The organism is Rhizobium changzhiense, from assembly GCF_013087625.1.
GTDB lineage: Bacteria > Pseudomonadota > Alphaproteobacteria > Rhizobiales > Rhizobiaceae > Rhizobium > Rhizobium sophorae.
This window is the reverse complement of the sequence record NZ_JABFCQ010000003.1, coordinates 913791-929307: the sequence shown is the minus strand read 5'-3', so window position 1 is coordinate 929307 and position 15517 is coordinate 913791. Positions and strand designations below refer to the sequence as shown.

18 protein-coding genes are annotated in these 15517 nt (G+C 59.9%); 12 read left to right on the top strand and 6 right to left on the bottom strand.

Going from position 1 to position 15517, the window contains the following annotated elements; all coding sequences use genetic code 11:
* Positions 1 to 5 precede the first annotated feature (5 nt).
* The gene (locus tag G9X68_RS19410; RefSeq protein ID WP_171603763.1) at positions 6 to 1802 is read right to left on the bottom strand and encodes a heparinase II/III domain-containing protein; all 1797 of its coding nucleotides are present in this window, start codon (positions 1800 to 1802) and stop codon (positions 6 to 8) included.
* Between the two features lie 130 nt (positions 1803 to 1932).
* On the opposite strand from G9X68_RS19410, the gene G9X68_RS19405 reads away from it, so the two are divergent.
* From G9X68_RS19405 to G9X68_RS19375, 7 genes are all read left to right on the top strand, one after another.
* Positions 1933 to 2919 carry a carbohydrate ABC transporter permease gene (locus G9X68_RS19405; protein WP_171603762.1) on the top strand — a complete coding sequence of 329 codons (987 nt, stop codon included), beginning with the start codon at positions 1933 to 1935 and terminating at the stop codon, positions 2917 to 2919.
* Positions 2916 to 3752: a carbohydrate ABC transporter permease gene (locus G9X68_RS19400; RefSeq protein WP_171603761.1), complete on the top strand. Its 837-nt coding sequence runs from the start codon at positions 2916 to 2918 to the stop codon at positions 3750 to 3752. The genes G9X68_RS19405 and G9X68_RS19400 overlap by 4 nt, the downstream gene beginning before the upstream one ends.
* A 4-nt stretch (positions 3753 to 3756) precedes the next feature.
* Entirely contained in the window at positions 3757 to 4929 is a 1173-nt protein-coding gene (locus G9X68_RS19395) for a glycoside hydrolase family 88 protein (protein WP_171603760.1), read from the top strand.
* Between the two features lie 15 nt (positions 4930 to 4944).
* On the top strand, positions 4945 to 6054 hold the full coding sequence (locus G9X68_RS19390) for an ABC transporter ATP-binding protein (protein WP_171603759.1): 1110 nt from the start codon (positions 4945 to 4947) through the stop codon (positions 6052 to 6054).
* 20 nt (positions 6055 to 6074) lie between these two features.
* Complete coding sequence (locus G9X68_RS19385; RefSeq protein ID WP_171603758.1) at positions 6075 to 6800, top strand: DUF624 domain-containing protein; 726 nt, start codon at positions 6075 to 6077, stop codon at positions 6798 to 6800.
* Positions 6801 to 6840: 40 nt separating this feature from the next.
* Entirely contained in the window at positions 6841 to 8115 is a 1275-nt protein-coding gene (locus G9X68_RS19380) for an ABC transporter substrate-binding protein (RefSeq protein WP_171603757.1), read from the top strand.
* Positions 8116 to 8187: 72 nt separating this feature from the next.
* Positions 8188 to 10038: a DUF2264 domain-containing protein gene (locus G9X68_RS19375; protein ID WP_171603756.1), complete on the top strand. Its 1851-nt coding sequence runs from the start codon at positions 8188 to 8190 to the stop codon at positions 10036 to 10038.
* 46 nt (positions 10039 to 10084) lie between these two features.
* Here the strand turns inward: G9X68_RS19375 and G9X68_RS19370 are convergent, their stop codons facing one another.
* Positions 10085 to 10591: an HIT family protein gene (locus tag G9X68_RS19370; RefSeq protein WP_171603755.1), complete on the bottom strand. Its 507-nt coding sequence runs from the start codon at positions 10589 to 10591 to the stop codon at positions 10085 to 10087.
* A 217-nt stretch (positions 10592 to 10808) separates the two neighbouring features.
* On the opposite strand from G9X68_RS19370, the gene G9X68_RS19365 reads away from it, so the two are divergent.
* The 4 genes from G9X68_RS19365 (at position 10809) to G9X68_RS19350 (ending at position 12980) form a co-directional block, all read left to right on the top strand.
* Positions 10809 to 11618 (top strand): hypothetical protein, encoded by an 810-nt coding sequence (locus G9X68_RS19365; RefSeq protein WP_171603754.1) that lies wholly within the window; start codon positions 10809 to 10811, stop codon positions 11616 to 11618.
* A complete protein-coding gene (locus tag G9X68_RS19360; RefSeq protein WP_171603753.1) occupies positions 11569 to 12174 on the top strand; it encodes an RES family NAD+ phosphorylase in 606 nt (201 codons plus the stop codon). The genes G9X68_RS19365 and G9X68_RS19360 overlap by 50 nt, the downstream gene beginning before the upstream one ends.
* Positions 12175 to 12402: 228 nt before the next feature.
* Positions 12403 to 12666, top strand: a complete 264-nt coding sequence (locus G9X68_RS19355; protein ID WP_171603752.1) for a hypothetical protein — start codon at positions 12403 to 12405, stop codon at positions 12664 to 12666.
* Positions 12667 to 12710: 44 nt separating this feature from the next.
* Positions 12711 to 12980 carry a cyclase gene (locus G9X68_RS19350; protein WP_171603751.1) on the top strand — a complete coding sequence of 90 codons (270 nt, stop codon included), beginning with the start codon at positions 12711 to 12713 and terminating at the stop codon, positions 12978 to 12980.
* A gap of 144 nt (positions 12981 to 13124) precedes the next feature.
* On the opposite strand, the gene G9X68_RS19345 is transcribed toward G9X68_RS19350, so the two are convergent.
* From G9X68_RS19345 to G9X68_RS19330, 4 genes are all read right to left on the bottom strand, one after another.
* Positions 13125 to 13544, bottom strand: a complete 420-nt coding sequence (locus tag G9X68_RS19345) for an HD domain-containing protein (protein ID WP_171603932.1) — start codon at positions 13542 to 13544, stop codon at positions 13125 to 13127.
* 5 nt (positions 13545 to 13549) lie between these two features.
* Positions 13550 to 13876: a DUF2934 domain-containing protein gene (locus G9X68_RS19340; RefSeq protein ID WP_171603750.1), complete on the bottom strand. Its 327-nt coding sequence runs from the start codon at positions 13874 to 13876 to the stop codon at positions 13550 to 13552.
* A 53-nt stretch (positions 13877 to 13929) separates the two neighbouring features.
* A complete protein-coding gene (locus G9X68_RS19335) occupies positions 13930 to 14283 on the bottom strand; it encodes a hypothetical protein (protein WP_171603749.1) in 354 nt (117 codons plus the stop codon).
* Between the two features lie 106 nt (positions 14284 to 14389).
* On the bottom strand, positions 14390 to 14680 hold the full coding sequence (locus tag G9X68_RS19330; protein ID WP_171603748.1) for a hypothetical protein: 291 nt from the start codon (positions 14678 to 14680) through the stop codon (positions 14390 to 14392).
* Positions 14681 to 15110: 430 nt separating this feature from the next.
* Between G9X68_RS19330 and G9X68_RS19325 the strand changes: the two genes are divergently transcribed.
* The gene (locus G9X68_RS19325) at positions 15111 to 15425 is read left to right on the top strand and encodes a co-chaperone GroES (RefSeq protein WP_171603747.1); all 315 of its coding nucleotides are present in this window, start codon (positions 15111 to 15113) and stop codon (positions 15423 to 15425) included.
* Positions 15426 to 15517: the final 92 nt, after the last annotated feature.

The following is a 15517-nucleotide window of genomic DNA, read 5'->3' as shown; positions in this document are numbered from 1 at the left end:
CTTCCTCATACGATCCGCAATCTCAGAAGCCGGCCGGCAAACGGCACGCGCAGCCGGTAGACTTTCCCGGGCCAGGCCGAACTCAGCCGCGCGTCCTCCACGCCGATTTCGTCGATTTCGATCGCGCCGCCGCCATCGACGAAAATGCTGCCGAGATCGGCGAGATCGATCCTGTCCGGGGTGACGGTCGGCGTCAGGCATGTCATCAGCGACAGCACCGCCGGCTTGCCGCCGTCATAGCTGTCGACGATCTCGACATGGCGGCCGCGCAGCAGGGAAACGATGCGCCGATAGCTGTGCAGCTCTGCCTCGGCGGGATAGGCGCCTGATATATCGAGCGATATGCGCGCGCGCTCCTCGTCAAACCCGACCTCGACGTCGCGCGCGCCGAATGTTTCGCCGGCCGACTGCATGACGCCTGCGAATGTCGGCAGGTTGTGGAACGCCGACTGCATCGTCCAGATCTCGTAGCGCCGCACTGAAAAGGTCTTCGCGGTATAGGTTTCCACCCCGACATCGATCAGGAACGGACGTCCGTTCTTGTAGAGCGTCACGCTCCCGACATCGTTGTGATTGTGGCCCTCGCCATTATTGCCGCCCTTGACCGCAAGCGAAAATTGCTCATCGCGGGCGATGAACAGGCCGATACCGGGATAGAAGATATCGCGCCCGGATGCAGGATGCGGCTTGACGGCGGCGGGGATTGCGGGTCCGACCAGCAGTTCCTGCACGCGATACCAGAGGTTCCATTCTTCGAGCAGGTGCGGGCTTCCGGAGGCGGCCCTGTCGGCCACGGCGAACTCAGCCAGCATCTGCGAACCGACCGCCTGCCCGAACAGATATTCCCGCACACTGCAGGGGTCGACCACCGCGGAGGAATCCGCGAAGTTGAAATAATAGCGGCCGGCCACATGCATATGGGCGATGTATTCGGCCATGTTGCGGATTTTCGGCTGTTGCCAGAGCCTAGCGAACAGGCCCGGCGCCACGCCATCCAGGATGGTCAACGCACCGTGCAGGCAGAGTGCTGCATGGCGGTAATAGAGCACGCCCTCCTCGCAGGCCCCGTCCTCGGCATAGTCCTTCAGGAAAGCATCGAGGCTGCCGAGCGCCTTTTCGACGACCGCATGGCGCGTCGGTTGATCTGTCTTCAGGGAGAAGACCGTCAACAGGATGTTCTGGCTTATCCATGCCGTCCAGTTGTTCATCCGCTCCTCGCCGCGGCCCATCCACCAGAAATGCCGGCCGAGATAAGGCGAGAGGATGCGGGTCTCGATCTCGCGTTCCACACGGGCCGTAATTTCAGGACTGATGCCGTCGAGCGCGTCGCCCAGCAAGGCGACGACGGTGGCAAGCAGGGCGCCCGTCTCGGCGGCGAAGAGATCGACGACCGGCTGCGAATTGTCGGGAAGCGGCAAGCGTGCGCCGCTTCGTTCATAGGCATTATGCGCCGGAAGCTGCCAGCCGCTTTCCTCCGCGATCAGGAAGATGCCGTCGACGATCTTCGGCAGGAATCGCCCCTCGCCTTCGATGAGTTCGCCAAGCACCAGATTGTTGAGCATCCGGCGGCGCGTGAAATATAGCTCCTCGAAGCGCGCGCGGTTGCCCGTCGCGGTGAACTCCCGGTAGTCCGACGCCGTAATCAGCGGCCAAGCGCGCGGAAGCGTCTCTTCGGCCTCGCCAACGACCAGGTCCCGGACCGCTTGTGGCACAGCGCTCCATCTGGCGCGATCGGAGCATACCGCCCCGGGCGTGAAATCGCCCAGCACATCCGGCAGCTCTGCTGAAATCTCGCTGAACATGTCTCTCCCCGTACCGGAAAAGCATCGATGGCGTTTGGTCTGCACGCTCACCTATCATATGTGTTTCGCACTTTCCATGAAATTCGTATGACCTATTCAGAACTTGTTTGACCAATACCGGATATGTGCTATGTCGTTGCAGGAGGAAGAGGAGGCATCGGTGTCCATATCGAATTCGATCATCGCGACAGATGACGCTCCGGCAATCCCAGGCCGAAAAGTCGCGGTCTTATCCAAGCGCCAGCGCAGGATACGCAGCGCGCTCGTCGCCTACTCCTTCATTGCGCCGAATTTCATCGGCTTTGCGGTCTTCACGCTCGGCCCGATCCTGTTCGCCTTCGCGCTCGCCTTCATGCATTGGGACGGCTCGAATGCGATCACATTCGCCGGGCTGGACAATTTCTGGCGGCTCTTCGAAGACAAGGCCTTCATCGCGGCGTTCTGGAATACGGTCATCTATACGGTCGCCTCGGTGCCGGCGACGCTCATCTGCGCGCTCGGCCTCGCCGTTCTTCTCAACCAGAAGATCGCGGGGCGCGATTTCTTCCGCACGGCGATGTTCTTCCCCTATGTCGCCTCGCTGGTGGCCGTCGCGGTCGTCTGGAACATGATCTTCAATCCCGAGATGGGACCGGTAAACATGATCCTCTACACGCTCGGCCTCGATCCCAAGAACATGCCGGGATGGGCGGCCGATCGCCACTGGGCGATGGTGACGGTGATCCTCTTCGGCATCTGGAAGAACATGGGTTATTACATGGTCATCTATCTGGCCGGCCTGCAGGGCATCAATGCGGAGCTCTACGAGGCCGCCGATCTCGACGGCGCCAATTCCTGGCAGAAATTCATCCATGTCACCGTGCCGCAGCTCGGGCCGACGACCTTCTTCGTCATCGTCATGCTGACGATCCAGTCCTTCAAAGTGTTCGACCAGATCTACATGATCACCCAGGGCGGCCCGGGCACCTCGACGCTCGTTCTCGTCTACCACATCTATAACGAGGCCTTTATTTCCTGGGATCTCGGCTATTCCAGCATGGTTTCGCTGGTGCTGTTCTTCCTCGTGCTCGCCGTCACCGTCTTCCAGTTCCACCGCCAGAGGGAGGACGAGGCATGAGGATCTCCGGGCGCAAAATCACCATCAAAACGGTCCTCCTCTATGCAATCGTCATCACGGTGACGATCGTCATGACGATGCCCTTCGCCTGGATGCTCTCGGCGTCGCTGAAGCTCAGCCGCGACGTCTTCGCCTTCCCGATCGAGTGGATACCGTCGCAACCGCAATGGCAGAACTACGTCGACATCTGGACAAAGATCCCGCTTGCGCTTTTCATCTACAATACCTCGAAGCTGACGATCATCGTGACGCTGCTGCAGTTGCTGACCTCAAGCTTTGCGGCCTACGCCTTCGCCAAGCTGAATTTTCCCTACAAAAACACGCTCTTCCTCGGCTATATCGCCACCATCGCCATGCCCTGGCAGGTCTATATGGTGCCGCAATTCCTGCTGATGCGCGAATTCGGCCTCAACAACACGCATCTGGCGCTGATCTGCCTGCAGGCCTTCACCGCCTTTGGCGTGTTCCTGATGCGGCAGTTCTACATGTCGATCCCGACCGAGCTCTGCGAGGCGGCCCGCATCGACGGCATGAACGAATACCAGATCTGGGCGCGCATCATGCTGCCGCTGTCGAAACCCGCGCTCTCGACGCTGACGATCTTCACCTTCGTCAGCACCTGGAACGATTTCCTCGGGCCGATGATCTATCTCACCAAGACAGAGCTGAAGACCGTCCAGATCGGCCTGCGCATGTTCATCTCGCAATATTCGGCCGAATACGGGCTGATCATGGCGGCTTCCGTCGTCGCCCTCATTCCGGTTCTCGTCGTCTTCCTCTCTCTCCAGCGCTTCTTTGTCGAAGGCATCGCCTCGACGGGACTGAAGGGTTAAATTCATGAACGCCGTCTCGTCCGTCGCCCCGCAGCCGATCACCGACGAAGAGGTGAAAGCCGCGCTCGGTCTTGCCGTCACCCAGATCCGGTGCAACCTTCCCGAGTTCACCTACGCCGCGCAGAACCATTCGAGCGTCGGCAATTTCTATCCCGCCGTGGCGAATACCCAATGGACCGCGGGCTTCTGGCCCGGCGAGCTGTGGCTCGCCTTCGAGCACAGCGGCGATCCGGTCTTCCGCTATGCCGCGCAGATCCAGGTCCAGTCTTTCCTGCACCGGATCGTGAACCGGATCGAGACCGATCATCACGATATGGGCTTTCTCTATTCGCCCTCCTGCATCGCGGCCTGGAAGCTCGTCGGAGACGAGGATGGCCGCAAGGCCGCCATCCTGGCCGCCGACCAGCTGATCGAACGCTTCCAGCCGGTCGGCCAATTCATCCAGGCCTGGGGCCACAAGGGCAAGGCAGAAGAATACCGCTATATCATCGACTGCCTCTTGAACCTGCCGCTCCTCTATTGGGCAAGCCGCGAGACCGGCGATCCCAAATATCGCGAGATCGCGCTCACGCACGCCCGCACCACGCTCGCCAATTCGGTGCGAGCAGACGATTCCACCTACCACACCTTCTACATGGACCCGATCTCTGGCGCGCCGGTGCGTGGCGCCACCAAGCAGGGCTACCGGGACGACAGCGCGTGGGCGCGCGGCCAGGCCTGGGGCATAGCAGGCATGGCGCTTTCCTATCGTTATGAGCGGCTCGACGAATATCGCCAAACCTTCGACCGGCTGCTCGCCTTCTATCTCAACCGCCTGCCGGCCGACATGGTGCCCTATTGGGATCTGGTTTTTTCGGACGGCGATGGCGAGCCGCGCGACAGCTCGTCAGCGTCCATCGTCGCCTGCGGCCTTCTGGAGATGGCCGATCTCGTCGAACCGGAGCCGGCCGCACGCTATCGCACGCTGGCGCGCCGCATGATGAAGAGCCTTACGGATCATTATGCGGTCAAAGACCCGACCGTCTCGAACGGGCTGGTGCTGCACGCCACCTATTCGAAGAAATCGCCGTTCAACACCTGCCGCGGTGAGGGTGTCGATGAATGCGTCTCCTGGGGAGATTATTATTACATGGAAGCTTTGACGCGCCTTTCGCGCCGCTGGTCTTCCTATTGGTGAATTCAGGAGAACCCGATGGCCAGCATTTCGCTTAAAGAGCTGAACAAAAGCTACGGTGCGCTCACCGTCGTCCACGACATCGACCTCGAGATCGCCGACAAGGAATTCATCATTCTGGTCGGCCCCTCGGGCTGCGGCAAATCGACGACGCTGAGGATGATCGCCGGCCTCGAGGAAATATCGGGAGGAGAGCTCAAGATCGGCGGCGACGTCATGAACGACGTCCCTTCCAAGGATCGGGATATCGCGATGGTTTTCCAGAACTATGCGCTCTATCCGCATATGACCGTCTACAAGAACATGGCTTTCGGGTTGCAACTCCGGAAGGTATCGCGCGATTTCATCGACAAGCAGGTGCAGGACGCCGCCAGGATCCTCGACATTTCTCATCTCCTGAACCGCAAGCCGAAGGCGCTTTCGGGCGGGCAGCGCCAGCGCGTCGCGCTCGGCCGCGCCATGGTGCGCAATCCGGCCGTCTTCCTTCTCGACGAGCCGCTTTCCAATCTTGACGCCAAGCTGCGCGGCACGATGCGCTCCGAAATCACCAAACTGCACAAGCGCCTCAACGCCACCTTCATCTACGTAACCCACGACCAGGTGGAAGCGATGACCATGGCGGACCGGATCGTGGTCATGAAAGACGGGCACATCCAGCAGGTCGACACACCGCAGAACCTCTATGACCGCCCCGTCAACATGTTCGTTGCCGGCTTCATCGGCGCGCCGCAGATGAACATGCTGCCCTCGACCATCCTGCGCCGAGGCGATGGCTACGTCGCGGTATTCGACGGCACGGAATTGCCGCTGCCCGCCCATTTCGACAAGGGCCGGATCGCGCTCTATGAGGGCCGCGAACTGGTGCTCGGCATCCGTCCGGAGAATTTCCACGAACTGCCGCCGGCCGACATTCCGCCCCAGAATCTGGCGCCGCTCAAGGCGGTGGTGGAGCTTGCCGAGCCCATGGGTTCGGAAGTGCACCTGAATATGGTCGCGGGCGGGCACAATCTCATCGCCCGCGTCTCACCGCGCTACCGGCCCGATATCGGCGAGGAGGCGACGCTGGTCGCCGATATGAGCAATGCTCAGCTGTTCGACAAGGAAACGGAACGCTCGATTCTATACTGAGGCGCCTCTGGGAGACGGCCATGCAGTGGTTGCGGGACATGTGGACGAGGGAGGGGCCGGGCATTCCGAAGGATGCGCCGAAGAGGACCGGCCTTGCCCTGTTCGCCGAGATCCTCGTCCGTGAGTGGTGGGAGATGGTCAAGCTGAACATCCTGTTCCTGCTGGCCTCGCTCCTCATTGTGACGCTGCCGGCAGCACTGGCCGCCATGGCGCGCGTCTCGGTCGCCCTCGTCGAAGACCGCAACACCTATCTGCTCAGGGACTTCACGGAAGCATTCCAGCGCTATTTCTGGCGCTCCACCGTCTGGGGCCTGGCCTTGGCAGGCGCGCTCGCAATCGGCCTCTATGCGATCGTCACCTATGCCGCAGGCGCACGCGACAATCTGTTGCTCAGCGCACCGCTGACGATCGCACTCGTCGCCACCGCCTATGTCGCGGTCCTCGCCTGCCATCTCATCGTTCTGATGGTGATGCGCGATCTGCCGGCTCTGAGGTTGCTGCGCCTCGCCGCGCTCGCCTCCGTCATCCGTCCGCTCCCGGCGCTTGGAGCACTCGCCTTCGCTGCCAGCCTGTGGCTGGCTCATATCCTCTTCTATCCGGTTTCGGTGTTCATGCCGGCAACCTTCAATTTTTCACTCGGAATGTTCGCCGTCGCATTCGGCGTCCATCGGGCGGCGGTGATGGTTCTAGACCTGCCAAACGCAACGCAGCCGCACCGCGAACCGCATGCACGAAACGCTCTATAAAACAGCTGATCCAGAGATGATCCAGGGAAGGAGAACGGAAATGTATTTGGGCAAATTCGGGAGGACGATGAAACTTGCCTTGGCGAGTTTCACCTTGGCCGCGACGATGGCCGGAGCAGCGCTTGCTCAGGACGCCGTGACGCTCAAATGGGCTTTGTGGGACTGGGACAAGACCGCCTACTACAAGCCGTTGATCGAGGCCTATCAGGCCAAACACCCCAACGTGAAGTTCGAGCCGATGGACCTCGGCTCGCAGGACTATCAGCAAATGATCTCGACGCAGCTGACGGGCGGCTCGAAAGACATCGACATCGTCACCATCAAGGACGTGCCGGGCTACACCAATCTGGTGCGCGCCGGCAATATCGCCGATCTCAGCAGCTTCGTGACCGAGCAGAAGATCGATCCGGCACCCTATGGCGGTCTGATCGAGGAGCTGACCATCGACGGCAAGATCTATTCGCTGCCGTTCCGCTCCGACTTCTGGATTGTCTATTACAACAAGGACATATTCGACAAAGCCGGCGTCCCCTACCCCACCAATGACATGACCTGGGCGCAGTTCGACGCGACCGCAGAGAAGCTTGCAGGTGGCATGGGCACCAACAAGACCTATGGCGCGCTGCTGCATACCTGGCGTTCGACCGTCCAGCTGCCCGGCATCCTCGACGGAAAACACACGCTCGTCGATGGCGACTACGCCTTCCTCAAGCCCTGGTACGAGAGGGCGCTCACCCTGCAGAAGGATGGCGCCATCCCCTCCTATGCCTTCCTGAAGACATCGAACACCCATTATTCGGCGCTGTTCTTCAACGGCACGATCGGCATGCTGCCGATGGGAACCTGGTTCGTCGGCACGCAGATCGCCAAGGTGAAATCGGGTGAATCGAAGAGCAAGAACTGGGGCATCGTGAAGTTCCCGCATCCGGACGGCGTGGCAGCCGGCACAACGGCTGCGCAGATCTCGGGCCTGGCGGTCAATACAAATTCCGAGCACAAGGCTGCAGCTCTCGATTTCATCAAGTTCGTCACCGGTCCCGAGGGCGCAGCCGTCATTGCGTCGACAGGCACCTTTCCGGCGCTCAAGACCGCTGACGTCAGCGCAAAGATCGCAGCAACGCCCGGCTTCCCGCAGGACGAGGCCAGCAAGGAAGCGCTGATACCGTCGAAGGCCTATCTGGAGATGGCGGTCAATCCGAACGCCGCCAAGATCGAGGTCGTGCTCAATCGCGTGCATGACGCGATGATGACCGACAACACCTCAATCGACGACGGATTGAAGGAAATGACCGAAGGCGTGAAGGCCATCAAGTAGGCCCAAGAATATCGACGGTCGCGGGTCGGCATCTGCCCGCGGCCGATCCCGTTTTGAGGTATTGAGCTGACAATGATATATGATCCCGCCCGGGCCAATCCGCTTTTCGGCAATGCGCTGAAGACACGCGACGACCTCGCCAAGGCCGTCACCGATCTCTTCGAGCCGTTGCTGCCGTATTTTTCCGAAGGCGGCGCCCGTGTGCGCCTCGGTGCGGCCGGCGCGATCTTCGATCGGGCGGCGGCGGATCTGGAGGGATTTGCGCGGCCGCTCTGGGGGATCGTTCCGCTCGTTGCCGGCGGCGGCGCGTTCCCGCACTGGGATCTCTATCGCCGTGGGCTGGCAAACGGCACCAATCCTGCTCATCCCGAATATTGGGGCGATCTTGCCGACCGCAATCAGCGGCTGGTCGAACTCGCCGCGGTCGGCTTCGCCCTGGCGCTCGTGCCCGAGCACATCTGGGAACCGCTTGACGACAGCGAGAAGAAGACGGTCGCCGCCTATCTTCTCAGCGCGCGCGAGCTGGAATTCATCGACAACAACTGGAAATTCTTCCGTGTGCTCATCGATCTCGGGCTGGAACGCGTGAGCGTGGCGTTCGATCACCGGAAAACCCTCGCCTATCTCGACGAATTGGAAGCTTTCGACCTCGGGGACGGCTGGTATCGCGACGGGCCGGTCCGGCGGGTCGATCATTACATTCCCTTCGCCATGCATTTCTACGGCCTGATCTATGCAGTGCTGGCCAAGGGCGACGAGGCGCGCAAGGAGCGCTTCCGGGATCGCGCGCGGACATTCGCCAGGGATATCCGCCACTGGTTCGGCCCCGATGGGGCAGCCCTTGCCTTCGGCCGCAGCCAGACCTACCGCTTTGCGGCGGGAGGTTTTTGGGGCGCACTTGCCTTTGCCGGCGTCGAAGCCCTGCCCTGGGCCGAGATCAAGGGCTATTACATGCGCCATATCCGCTGGTGGTCGACGATGCCGATTGCCGAGCGCGACGGCGTTCTCTCCGTCGGCTACGGCTATCCGAATCTCTTCATGAGCGAGAGCTACAACTCGCCCGGTTCGCCCTATTGGGCGCTGAAATTCTTCCTGCCGCTCGCCCTTGCAGGGGATCATCCATTCTGGGCCGCCGAGGAGGCACCGCAGCCGGAGTTTCTGGAGCCGGTTGTGTTGAGGCCAGCGGGAATGGTCGCCATGCACACACCGGGAAACGTGGTCGTGCTCTCCTCAGGGCAGCAGCACGACAAAATGCTCGGCGCAAACGAGAAATATTCGAAATTCGTCTATTCCACGCGCTACGCCTTCAACATCGAAGCCGACGACCGGAATTTCACCGCCGCAAGCCTCGACAGCATGCTCGGCCTCTCCGACGACGGCGTCCATTTCCGCATGCGGGAAACCCTCGAAGAGGCGCTGATAACAGGCGGCCTACTCTATTCGCGCTGGCGCCCCTGGAACGACGTCGCAATCGAAACCTGGCTGCTTCCCGAAAACCCGTGGCACATCCGCATGCACCGCATCGCCACGCCGCGCGCCCTCAGCACCATCGAGGGCGGTTTTGCGATCGAGCGCGCGGATTTCAATGCCGACCGCTCCGATGTAAGCGAAGGCCGGGCCGTCTGGTACGGACAGACCGACGTCAGCGCGATCGTCGATCTATCGCCCAATCCGAGGGCCGGCCATGCGATGAGCCCGATCCCGAACACCAATCTCATCCACGCCAAGACCCTGCTGCCGCAGCTGCGCGGTAACGTGGGTCCCGGAACCACCGTGCTCGTGACGGCCGCGATGGCCCTGCCCAGCCGCGAGGACTGGGTAAAAGCGCTCGATAACCCGCCCACCTGCCCCCGCCTCGACGAGGTGGAGCGACTCTTTCGCGAGAAAGGCACCCGGGTGCCGGCATTCGCCCTCGGGACGTAGCTTGGAGCCCTGGCTTCCGGGTTTCGACTGCGGGCCAGGCGGTTGATTATCGTGCGATCAGCTCAGAACGGTATGCTTCGGCAATGCGCTGCGCCAGCTGTGCCATTTGATCGTCAGCTATCTGCAGAACCCCGTACTCCGCCATCAGCGCATGGTATTGCTGCTCTTCAAGAGGCACACCTGAAGGCAATGGAACGACATGAAAATGCAGGTGGCTGTTGGCTTGTTGGCTGCCGAGCGAAAGCACATAAATTCGCTCGGCGTCGAATACGCTTTTGAGGGCGCGCGACAAGATATGCACCTTCTCCTGTAGTCGAAGATATTCATCCGTCGACATGTCCCGCGCCAGATCCTCACGATGCTCCTTCGGACAGACAAGGGAATAGCCGGGCAGAGTGGGATATTTGCTGAGGAAAATGATCGTATAGTCGTCTTCGAGAATGCGATGATGAAAGAAGGCAGGATCGTTCCTGACCAAGCCGCAGATAAAGCATGCCCTTGTTCCGATGTCGTGCACATAGGCTTTGAGATCAAATGGCTGGTGTTCGATCATTCCAAACCTTTGCCATCTCGCACGCGGCGGCTTATCCGATTGCCAGATTGATGCGACAATCGGAGGGAGTGAGCAAGCATCAATATGTCCGTTTGAGCTAAATATGCGCGTGCTGGGGGATATGCGAAGCTATGTCATTCTGCCGATCCCTATTGCAATCGACTTCGCGTGACTTAAGTGATATTGAGGTAGTCATCATTAATCTCACGTGGCCACCATGACCGAAGCCCTCTTTTCCGAATTTTTCATGGTTGACCGGTCGACCGCCGGCGCGGGGCAAACTGCGCCATCGGCTGGCCGCCGGGGCAAAGGCACTCCCGAACAGGCATCAGATAACAACGCCCTGCGGAATGCGTTCACCAATGCCTTCCTGCAGACGCTGACGAAGCTGACCGTTGAGCATTCCGCTGCTCCCGAGCTCGCCAAGCTCGCCAGGGCGATGGCGGATGTTGCGGTCGGCGATTCCGTGGTGATCCGTTTGAAACCCGATCTCCCGGAAGGACATCGCCGATCCGTCAAGACATTCCTCCAGACGATGGTCCGCGTCAGCGGCTCATTGGAGGAAAGCCGGCTGGAAAATGCGATCAACAAGCTTGCGGATGTTATCCTGCCCGATGAGCATGCCCAGGCGCGCGGAGCGCTCGCAGCGGACAATCTGGAACTCAGGGACCGCTTCATCGCTGAGGTCCCGCAACTTACCAGCGCGGAGATTGGAAACCGCGCCGGTTCCAGCGCGAGAAACCTGTACGCGACCGCAGCGCGCTGGAAGAAGGCCGGCGACATTTTCTCGGTACATCATCGCGGCACCGAATATTTTCCGGCGTTTCAGCTCCGGGACGGACGGCCGCATCCTTCAATCAAGAAGGCGCTTGCGGCGCTTCCGGAAAACCTGTCTCCATGGCAGCGCGCATTCTGGTTCGTTTCAACGAACGGCTGGCTGGACGACAAGGCGCCCATGGATGTGCTTGACGATATCGATGCGGTGGCTGCTGCAGCCGCACGCGAACGGCAAGAGGTCTCTGGGTGAGCCACCCTCCTCTGCCAAGCCCGCCGTCGCCTTTTCCAACGATCAACATCCGGACGATCAAGGCAGGTACGGCGTTTCATCGAAACCATCTGTCGCAACGCTCTATGCAGCAACAAGCAGAGAGGCGGCTGCCTTCGAGTCGATCTTTCACGACATCGAACCAGCCGCCGCTTTCAAGACGGTCCGGCTTGCCGTTGTCGAAGCGCGGACGGTGAGCGTCGTCGCGCCGAAGCGTGATCTACGGTTGGCAAGCCTTTTCGCCCCCGATTTGAAGGCCTGGAAACTCACCCGAACGGATCTCATCGAAACACCGAAGTCGACCTATGGCGAGACCGTGCTGTGGGCCGAAGCCATTCATCGGGCGCGCGCAGACGTTGACGGGTTGATCTGGACGTCCCGCCAGTGCGACCCCGAGCAATGCATCATCCTGTTCGAGGATCGCATGGCAGAGGACCGGCTCGACGTCGTTCAATCCATCGACGTCGGTGCGGACGCCGATCTCCTTCTCGAACTGCGGGATTATGGGCGCCGTGCGGGCATCACGATCATATCTTAGCGCCAATGACGCTCGCTGACTCCGGAACCGCCACCAAAGCTATTCTCAAAAAACCAATGCGCGCTCAACACCGCCGCATAATATTTTCGAATTACTCAATAATTATATTTATATCCTCAACTAATGAATAAGAAAAACCCACTCTTCGCAACATTGCTGTAATGAAATCCGGCCAAGCGCAGCAGCATACTCAGCTTTCAGTTTCCGAAATCTTGAGAGGAGGACGCAATGCCCACCATAATGATCTGTCACGACGTCAAAGACACGAAGCACTGGCTCGCTTCACCTGTACGCAAGCAGGTGTTGGAACCCGTTGGCGTCACCAACATTCGCACGTTTACAGACCCTCAGACGTCCAACCGCGTCGGCTTGGTCATGGACGTTGCTGATATGGATAAGTGGATGGCTTTCATGCAGACCAAGGCAGCGGCCGATGCGATGGCGAGTGACGGCGTCTTGCCCGAAACCATGGTGTTCCTCGTCCAATCGTAACATGTGTCTCGACCAAAGCCGGAAATGCAACGCGGGAGGATGATATGACGACGTTATTCGTAAGGCACGAGGTCTCCGACTACACCGCCTGGCGCAAGGTATATGATGCCTTTTCGCCAGTGCAGAAGGCCAATGGGGTGACAGCGCAAGCTGTTTATCGAGCCGTCGATAATCCGAATGATATTACCGTCACCCACGAGTTTGCCACGCTGGAAGCGGCTCAGTCGTTCAGCAAGCTGGACGAGCTGAAGACGGCGATGCGCACGGGAGGCGTACTCGGCGCCCCGACGGTGTGGTTTACCAACAAAGCATGAAAGAGGGCCAGAAGGCCTCCGCCGCAGCGGAGCAGGTTACGGTCGCTCCCGGGACATGACATGAAAGCGGGGTTATGCGCGCGATCACGCCGACAGCCGACGGGGCAGGCAGTTGTCACCGAATTGGCAAATCCGCCCGAGGCTCTATTGTCCGTTCCTGATGTCATGCAGGAGATCCAGGCCGCGCTGGTATTTTTCCGTTTTCTTGCCGGTCTGTTCGGCCTGCCGGAGATTATCTTCGAGATCGGCCCGTTTGACGGGCAAGGCCAGCGGGTTTGACGCCGCACGTCTGACGAAGTCGTCATCCGGCTCGTCCGGCCGCCGTGTCAGAGCATTCACCGCCGAGATGATCGCCGGCGGAAAGCCTTCTTCCCTCAGCCTGTCGAGCGTCCAGCCGCTGCCCTTCTCGACGACGTCATGAAGGTAAGCGACCGTTCGCGTCTCGTCGCCGGAGACCAGGAGTGCTACCCGCTGGCAGTGCTCGAAGAACGGCCGGCCGGTTTTGTCCGCCTTACCTTCATGGGCCGCAAGAGCAATCTGGATGGCATGGTCGAGATGCTGCATGGCGATCACGGTCCCTCGGTCTTCCTGATCTTCCGCCTGGAAGGTTTTTCCCCCGTCGTCATCTCGATGTCAGGGACGGGAGCCACGGCGGCCTGGACAGGCCTCGCCCGTCGCCGATCGAGATCGCCGCTCTCACCGGCGCCTTGAAGCAGTGCGGCATCATCCCTGTCGTCTTCATCAAGCAGGTTCTGCAGCGTCTCATGCTCATCCGCGCCTGCCAGTTCGTCGCAGGCTTGCAGCCAATGGCGATGGTCAGCGCCGTCCGGGCGACCCTCGGCCTCCCAGATTTCGTAGGCGCGCTGGCGTATCTGCTCGTGCTTGTCTATAGCCATGATCTCCTCCAAGCGCATTTGAATGAGCCGTCCGAAGAGCGGCCGGCCGCCTATCAGGGCGTGTTGATAGTTGGAAGGAAATCCTCCACCTGTTTGCGTTGATCCTTTGGAAGCGTCTCCACCCGTTCCTTCCAGAACTGTTCGGCCTCCGGCGGATCCTCGTCCCATTGGCGAACATCGGTGCTATTGTCGTCGATCATCGATCGGCGGTGACCGCCGAGGCTGAGATATTCCTTGGCAAGCTTCAGGCTTGGGGTTTCGGTGCCGCTATCGCGATCTGATGCCGAGCTCGCGTTGCGTCGGGCAGCTTCCAATGCCCTTTTGCGATCGGTCTCGGCCCGTTCTGTATCGGCGGACCGCGCGTCGTCGGTACCGCTCTGCGGCACGCTGGATTTGGAAGTCGTCATGGATCACCTTCGATGTTGTGATCCAATAACCTCTGCAAACAAGGAGAGTTCCGCGCGCGTAGAGAATGATTTGAGCGGGTGACGAGCCGCGTCGCCCAGGGCGCGATCAATGAACGGCCATACTCACCATGCGATAAGGATGCACGGCCTCGAATTGTGAAATCATCGCCGTTGCCTGTAGCAGCACGCGCTCGGCATTTTCGGGGTCGTCACGGGCGAGTTCGTCGGCGTTAACGCGGATCGCTTCAGCCATGTTGTTGGAAATTGCCGCAAAATGCGTATTGCCTTCGACAAGCGCCTCACGCGCCGTATCCTCCAGCGTCCGCGCAATATCGACGAAGATTTCCTCGCGTTCCGCGATACTGAGGTCTTTGATTAGTTTTGTGTTCTCTTCCATGTCACTCACTCCTAAAGACGTGGGACGGTGACCGAGCTCATGAAGCCTCGGCCACCAAAGAACTGGGAATGCTGAAATCCGGATTCAAGCCTCAATGCTATTCGCTTTTTATTCGAACGCTGGAGCCGATTGTCTGTTCCCTGTCGGGCATTAGCAGTCACCGGCAGAGAGTGCCAATTTTTCTTTCGTGCCCTCTTGAAATTGCCGAATCGTCGAACCAGATCATTCGCGCAAGGCGCGCGCGAACCTGCACCCGCCCGGATTGGTCATCCGGTCCGGCTAGAACAGGATGATTTTAGGCCTGCTGGCCTAAAATCTGAATCCTGTTCTACATTATAGAGTTAGAGCATGATGTCGTCCGAAAACCGCGCACACTTTTCGGCATCATGCTCTAAGGGAACAACGTCATCACTGTTCGATGGAGGAAGACATGTCGTTCCGACCGCTTCATGACCGCATTCTCGTCCGCCGGGTCGATTCAGAGGAAAAGACCAAGGGCGGGATCATCATTCCTGATACCGCCAAGGAGAAGCCGCAGGAAGGCGAGGTTATCGCCGTCGGCCCCGGCGCACGCAACGACGCCGGCCAGATCCAGGCGCTCGACGTCAAGCCCGGCGATCGCATTCTGTTCGGCAAATGGTCCGGCACCGAGATCAAGATCAACGGTGAAGATCTGCTGATCATGAAGGAAAGCGATGTCATGGGCATCCTCGAGGCCCGGGGCGAGAAAAAGCAGGCCGCGTGAGATCCTGCGGACATCAGTCAATGCTGGAGCGCGTAGCTTTTCATGGAAACGCAGAACCGCTCCAACCTTTCATTTCTGACGCAATTCCAAAC

Excerpts from the sequence above, each read along its gene's own strand:
- G9X68_RS19410 (WP_171603763.1), bottom strand. The coding sequence starts at position 1,802 with ATGTTCAGCGAGATTTCAGCAGAGCTGCCGGATGTGCTGGGCGATTTC.
- G9X68_RS19405 (WP_171603762.1), top strand. The coding sequence starts at position 1,933 with ATGTCGTTGCAGGAGGAAGAGGAGGCATCGGTGTCCATATCGAATTCG.
- G9X68_RS19400 (WP_171603761.1), top strand. The coding sequence starts at position 2,916 with ATGAGGATCTCCGGGCGCAAAATCACCATCAAAACGGTCCTCCTCTAT.
- G9X68_RS19395 (WP_171603760.1), top strand. The coding sequence starts at position 3,757 with ATGAACGCCGTCTCGTCCGTCGCCCCGCAGCCGATCACCGACGAAGAG.
- G9X68_RS19390 (WP_171603759.1), top strand. The coding sequence starts at position 4,945 with ATGGCCAGCATTTCGCTTAAAGAGCTGAACAAAAGCTACGGTGCGCTC.
- G9X68_RS19385 (WP_171603758.1), top strand. The coding sequence starts at position 6,075 with ATGCAGTGGTTGCGGGACATGTGGACGAGGGAGGGGCCGGGCATTCCG.
- G9X68_RS19380 (WP_171603757.1), top strand. The coding sequence starts at position 6,841 with ATGTATTTGGGCAAATTCGGGAGGACGATGAAACTTGCCTTGGCGAGT.
- G9X68_RS19375 (WP_171603756.1), top strand. The coding sequence starts at position 8,188 with ATGATATATGATCCCGCCCGGGCCAATCCGCTTTTCGGCAATGCGCTG.
- G9X68_RS19370 (WP_171603755.1), bottom strand. The coding sequence starts at position 10,591 with ATGATCGAACACCAGCCATTTGATCTCAAAGCCTATGTGCACGACATC.
- G9X68_RS19365 (WP_171603754.1), top strand. The coding sequence starts at position 10,809 with ATGACCGAAGCCCTCTTTTCCGAATTTTTCATGGTTGACCGGTCGACC.
- G9X68_RS19360 (WP_171603753.1), top strand. The coding sequence starts at position 11,569 with ATGCGGTGGCTGCTGCAGCCGCACGCGAACGGCAAGAGGTCTCTGGGT.
- G9X68_RS19355 (WP_171603752.1), top strand. The coding sequence starts at position 12,403 with ATGCCCACCATAATGATCTGTCACGACGTCAAAGACACGAAGCACTGG.
- G9X68_RS19350 (WP_171603751.1), top strand. The coding sequence starts at position 12,711 with ATGACGACGTTATTCGTAAGGCACGAGGTCTCCGACTACACCGCCTGG.
- G9X68_RS19345 (WP_171603932.1), bottom strand. The coding sequence starts at position 13,544 with ATGCAGCATCTCGACCATGCCATCCAGATTGCTCTTGCGGCCCATGAA.
- G9X68_RS19340 (WP_171603750.1), bottom strand. The coding sequence starts at position 13,876 with ATGGCTATAGACAAGCACGAGCAGATACGCCAGCGCGCCTACGAAATC.
- G9X68_RS19335 (WP_171603749.1), bottom strand. The coding sequence starts at position 14,283 with ATGACGACTTCCAAATCCAGCGTGCCGCAGAGCGGTACCGACGACGCG.
- G9X68_RS19330 (WP_171603748.1), bottom strand. The coding sequence starts at position 14,680 with ATGGAAGAGAACACAAAACTAATCAAAGACCTCAGTATCGCGGAACGC.
- G9X68_RS19325 (WP_171603747.1), top strand. The coding sequence starts at position 15,111 with ATGTCGTTCCGACCGCTTCATGACCGCATTCTCGTCCGCCGGGTCGAT.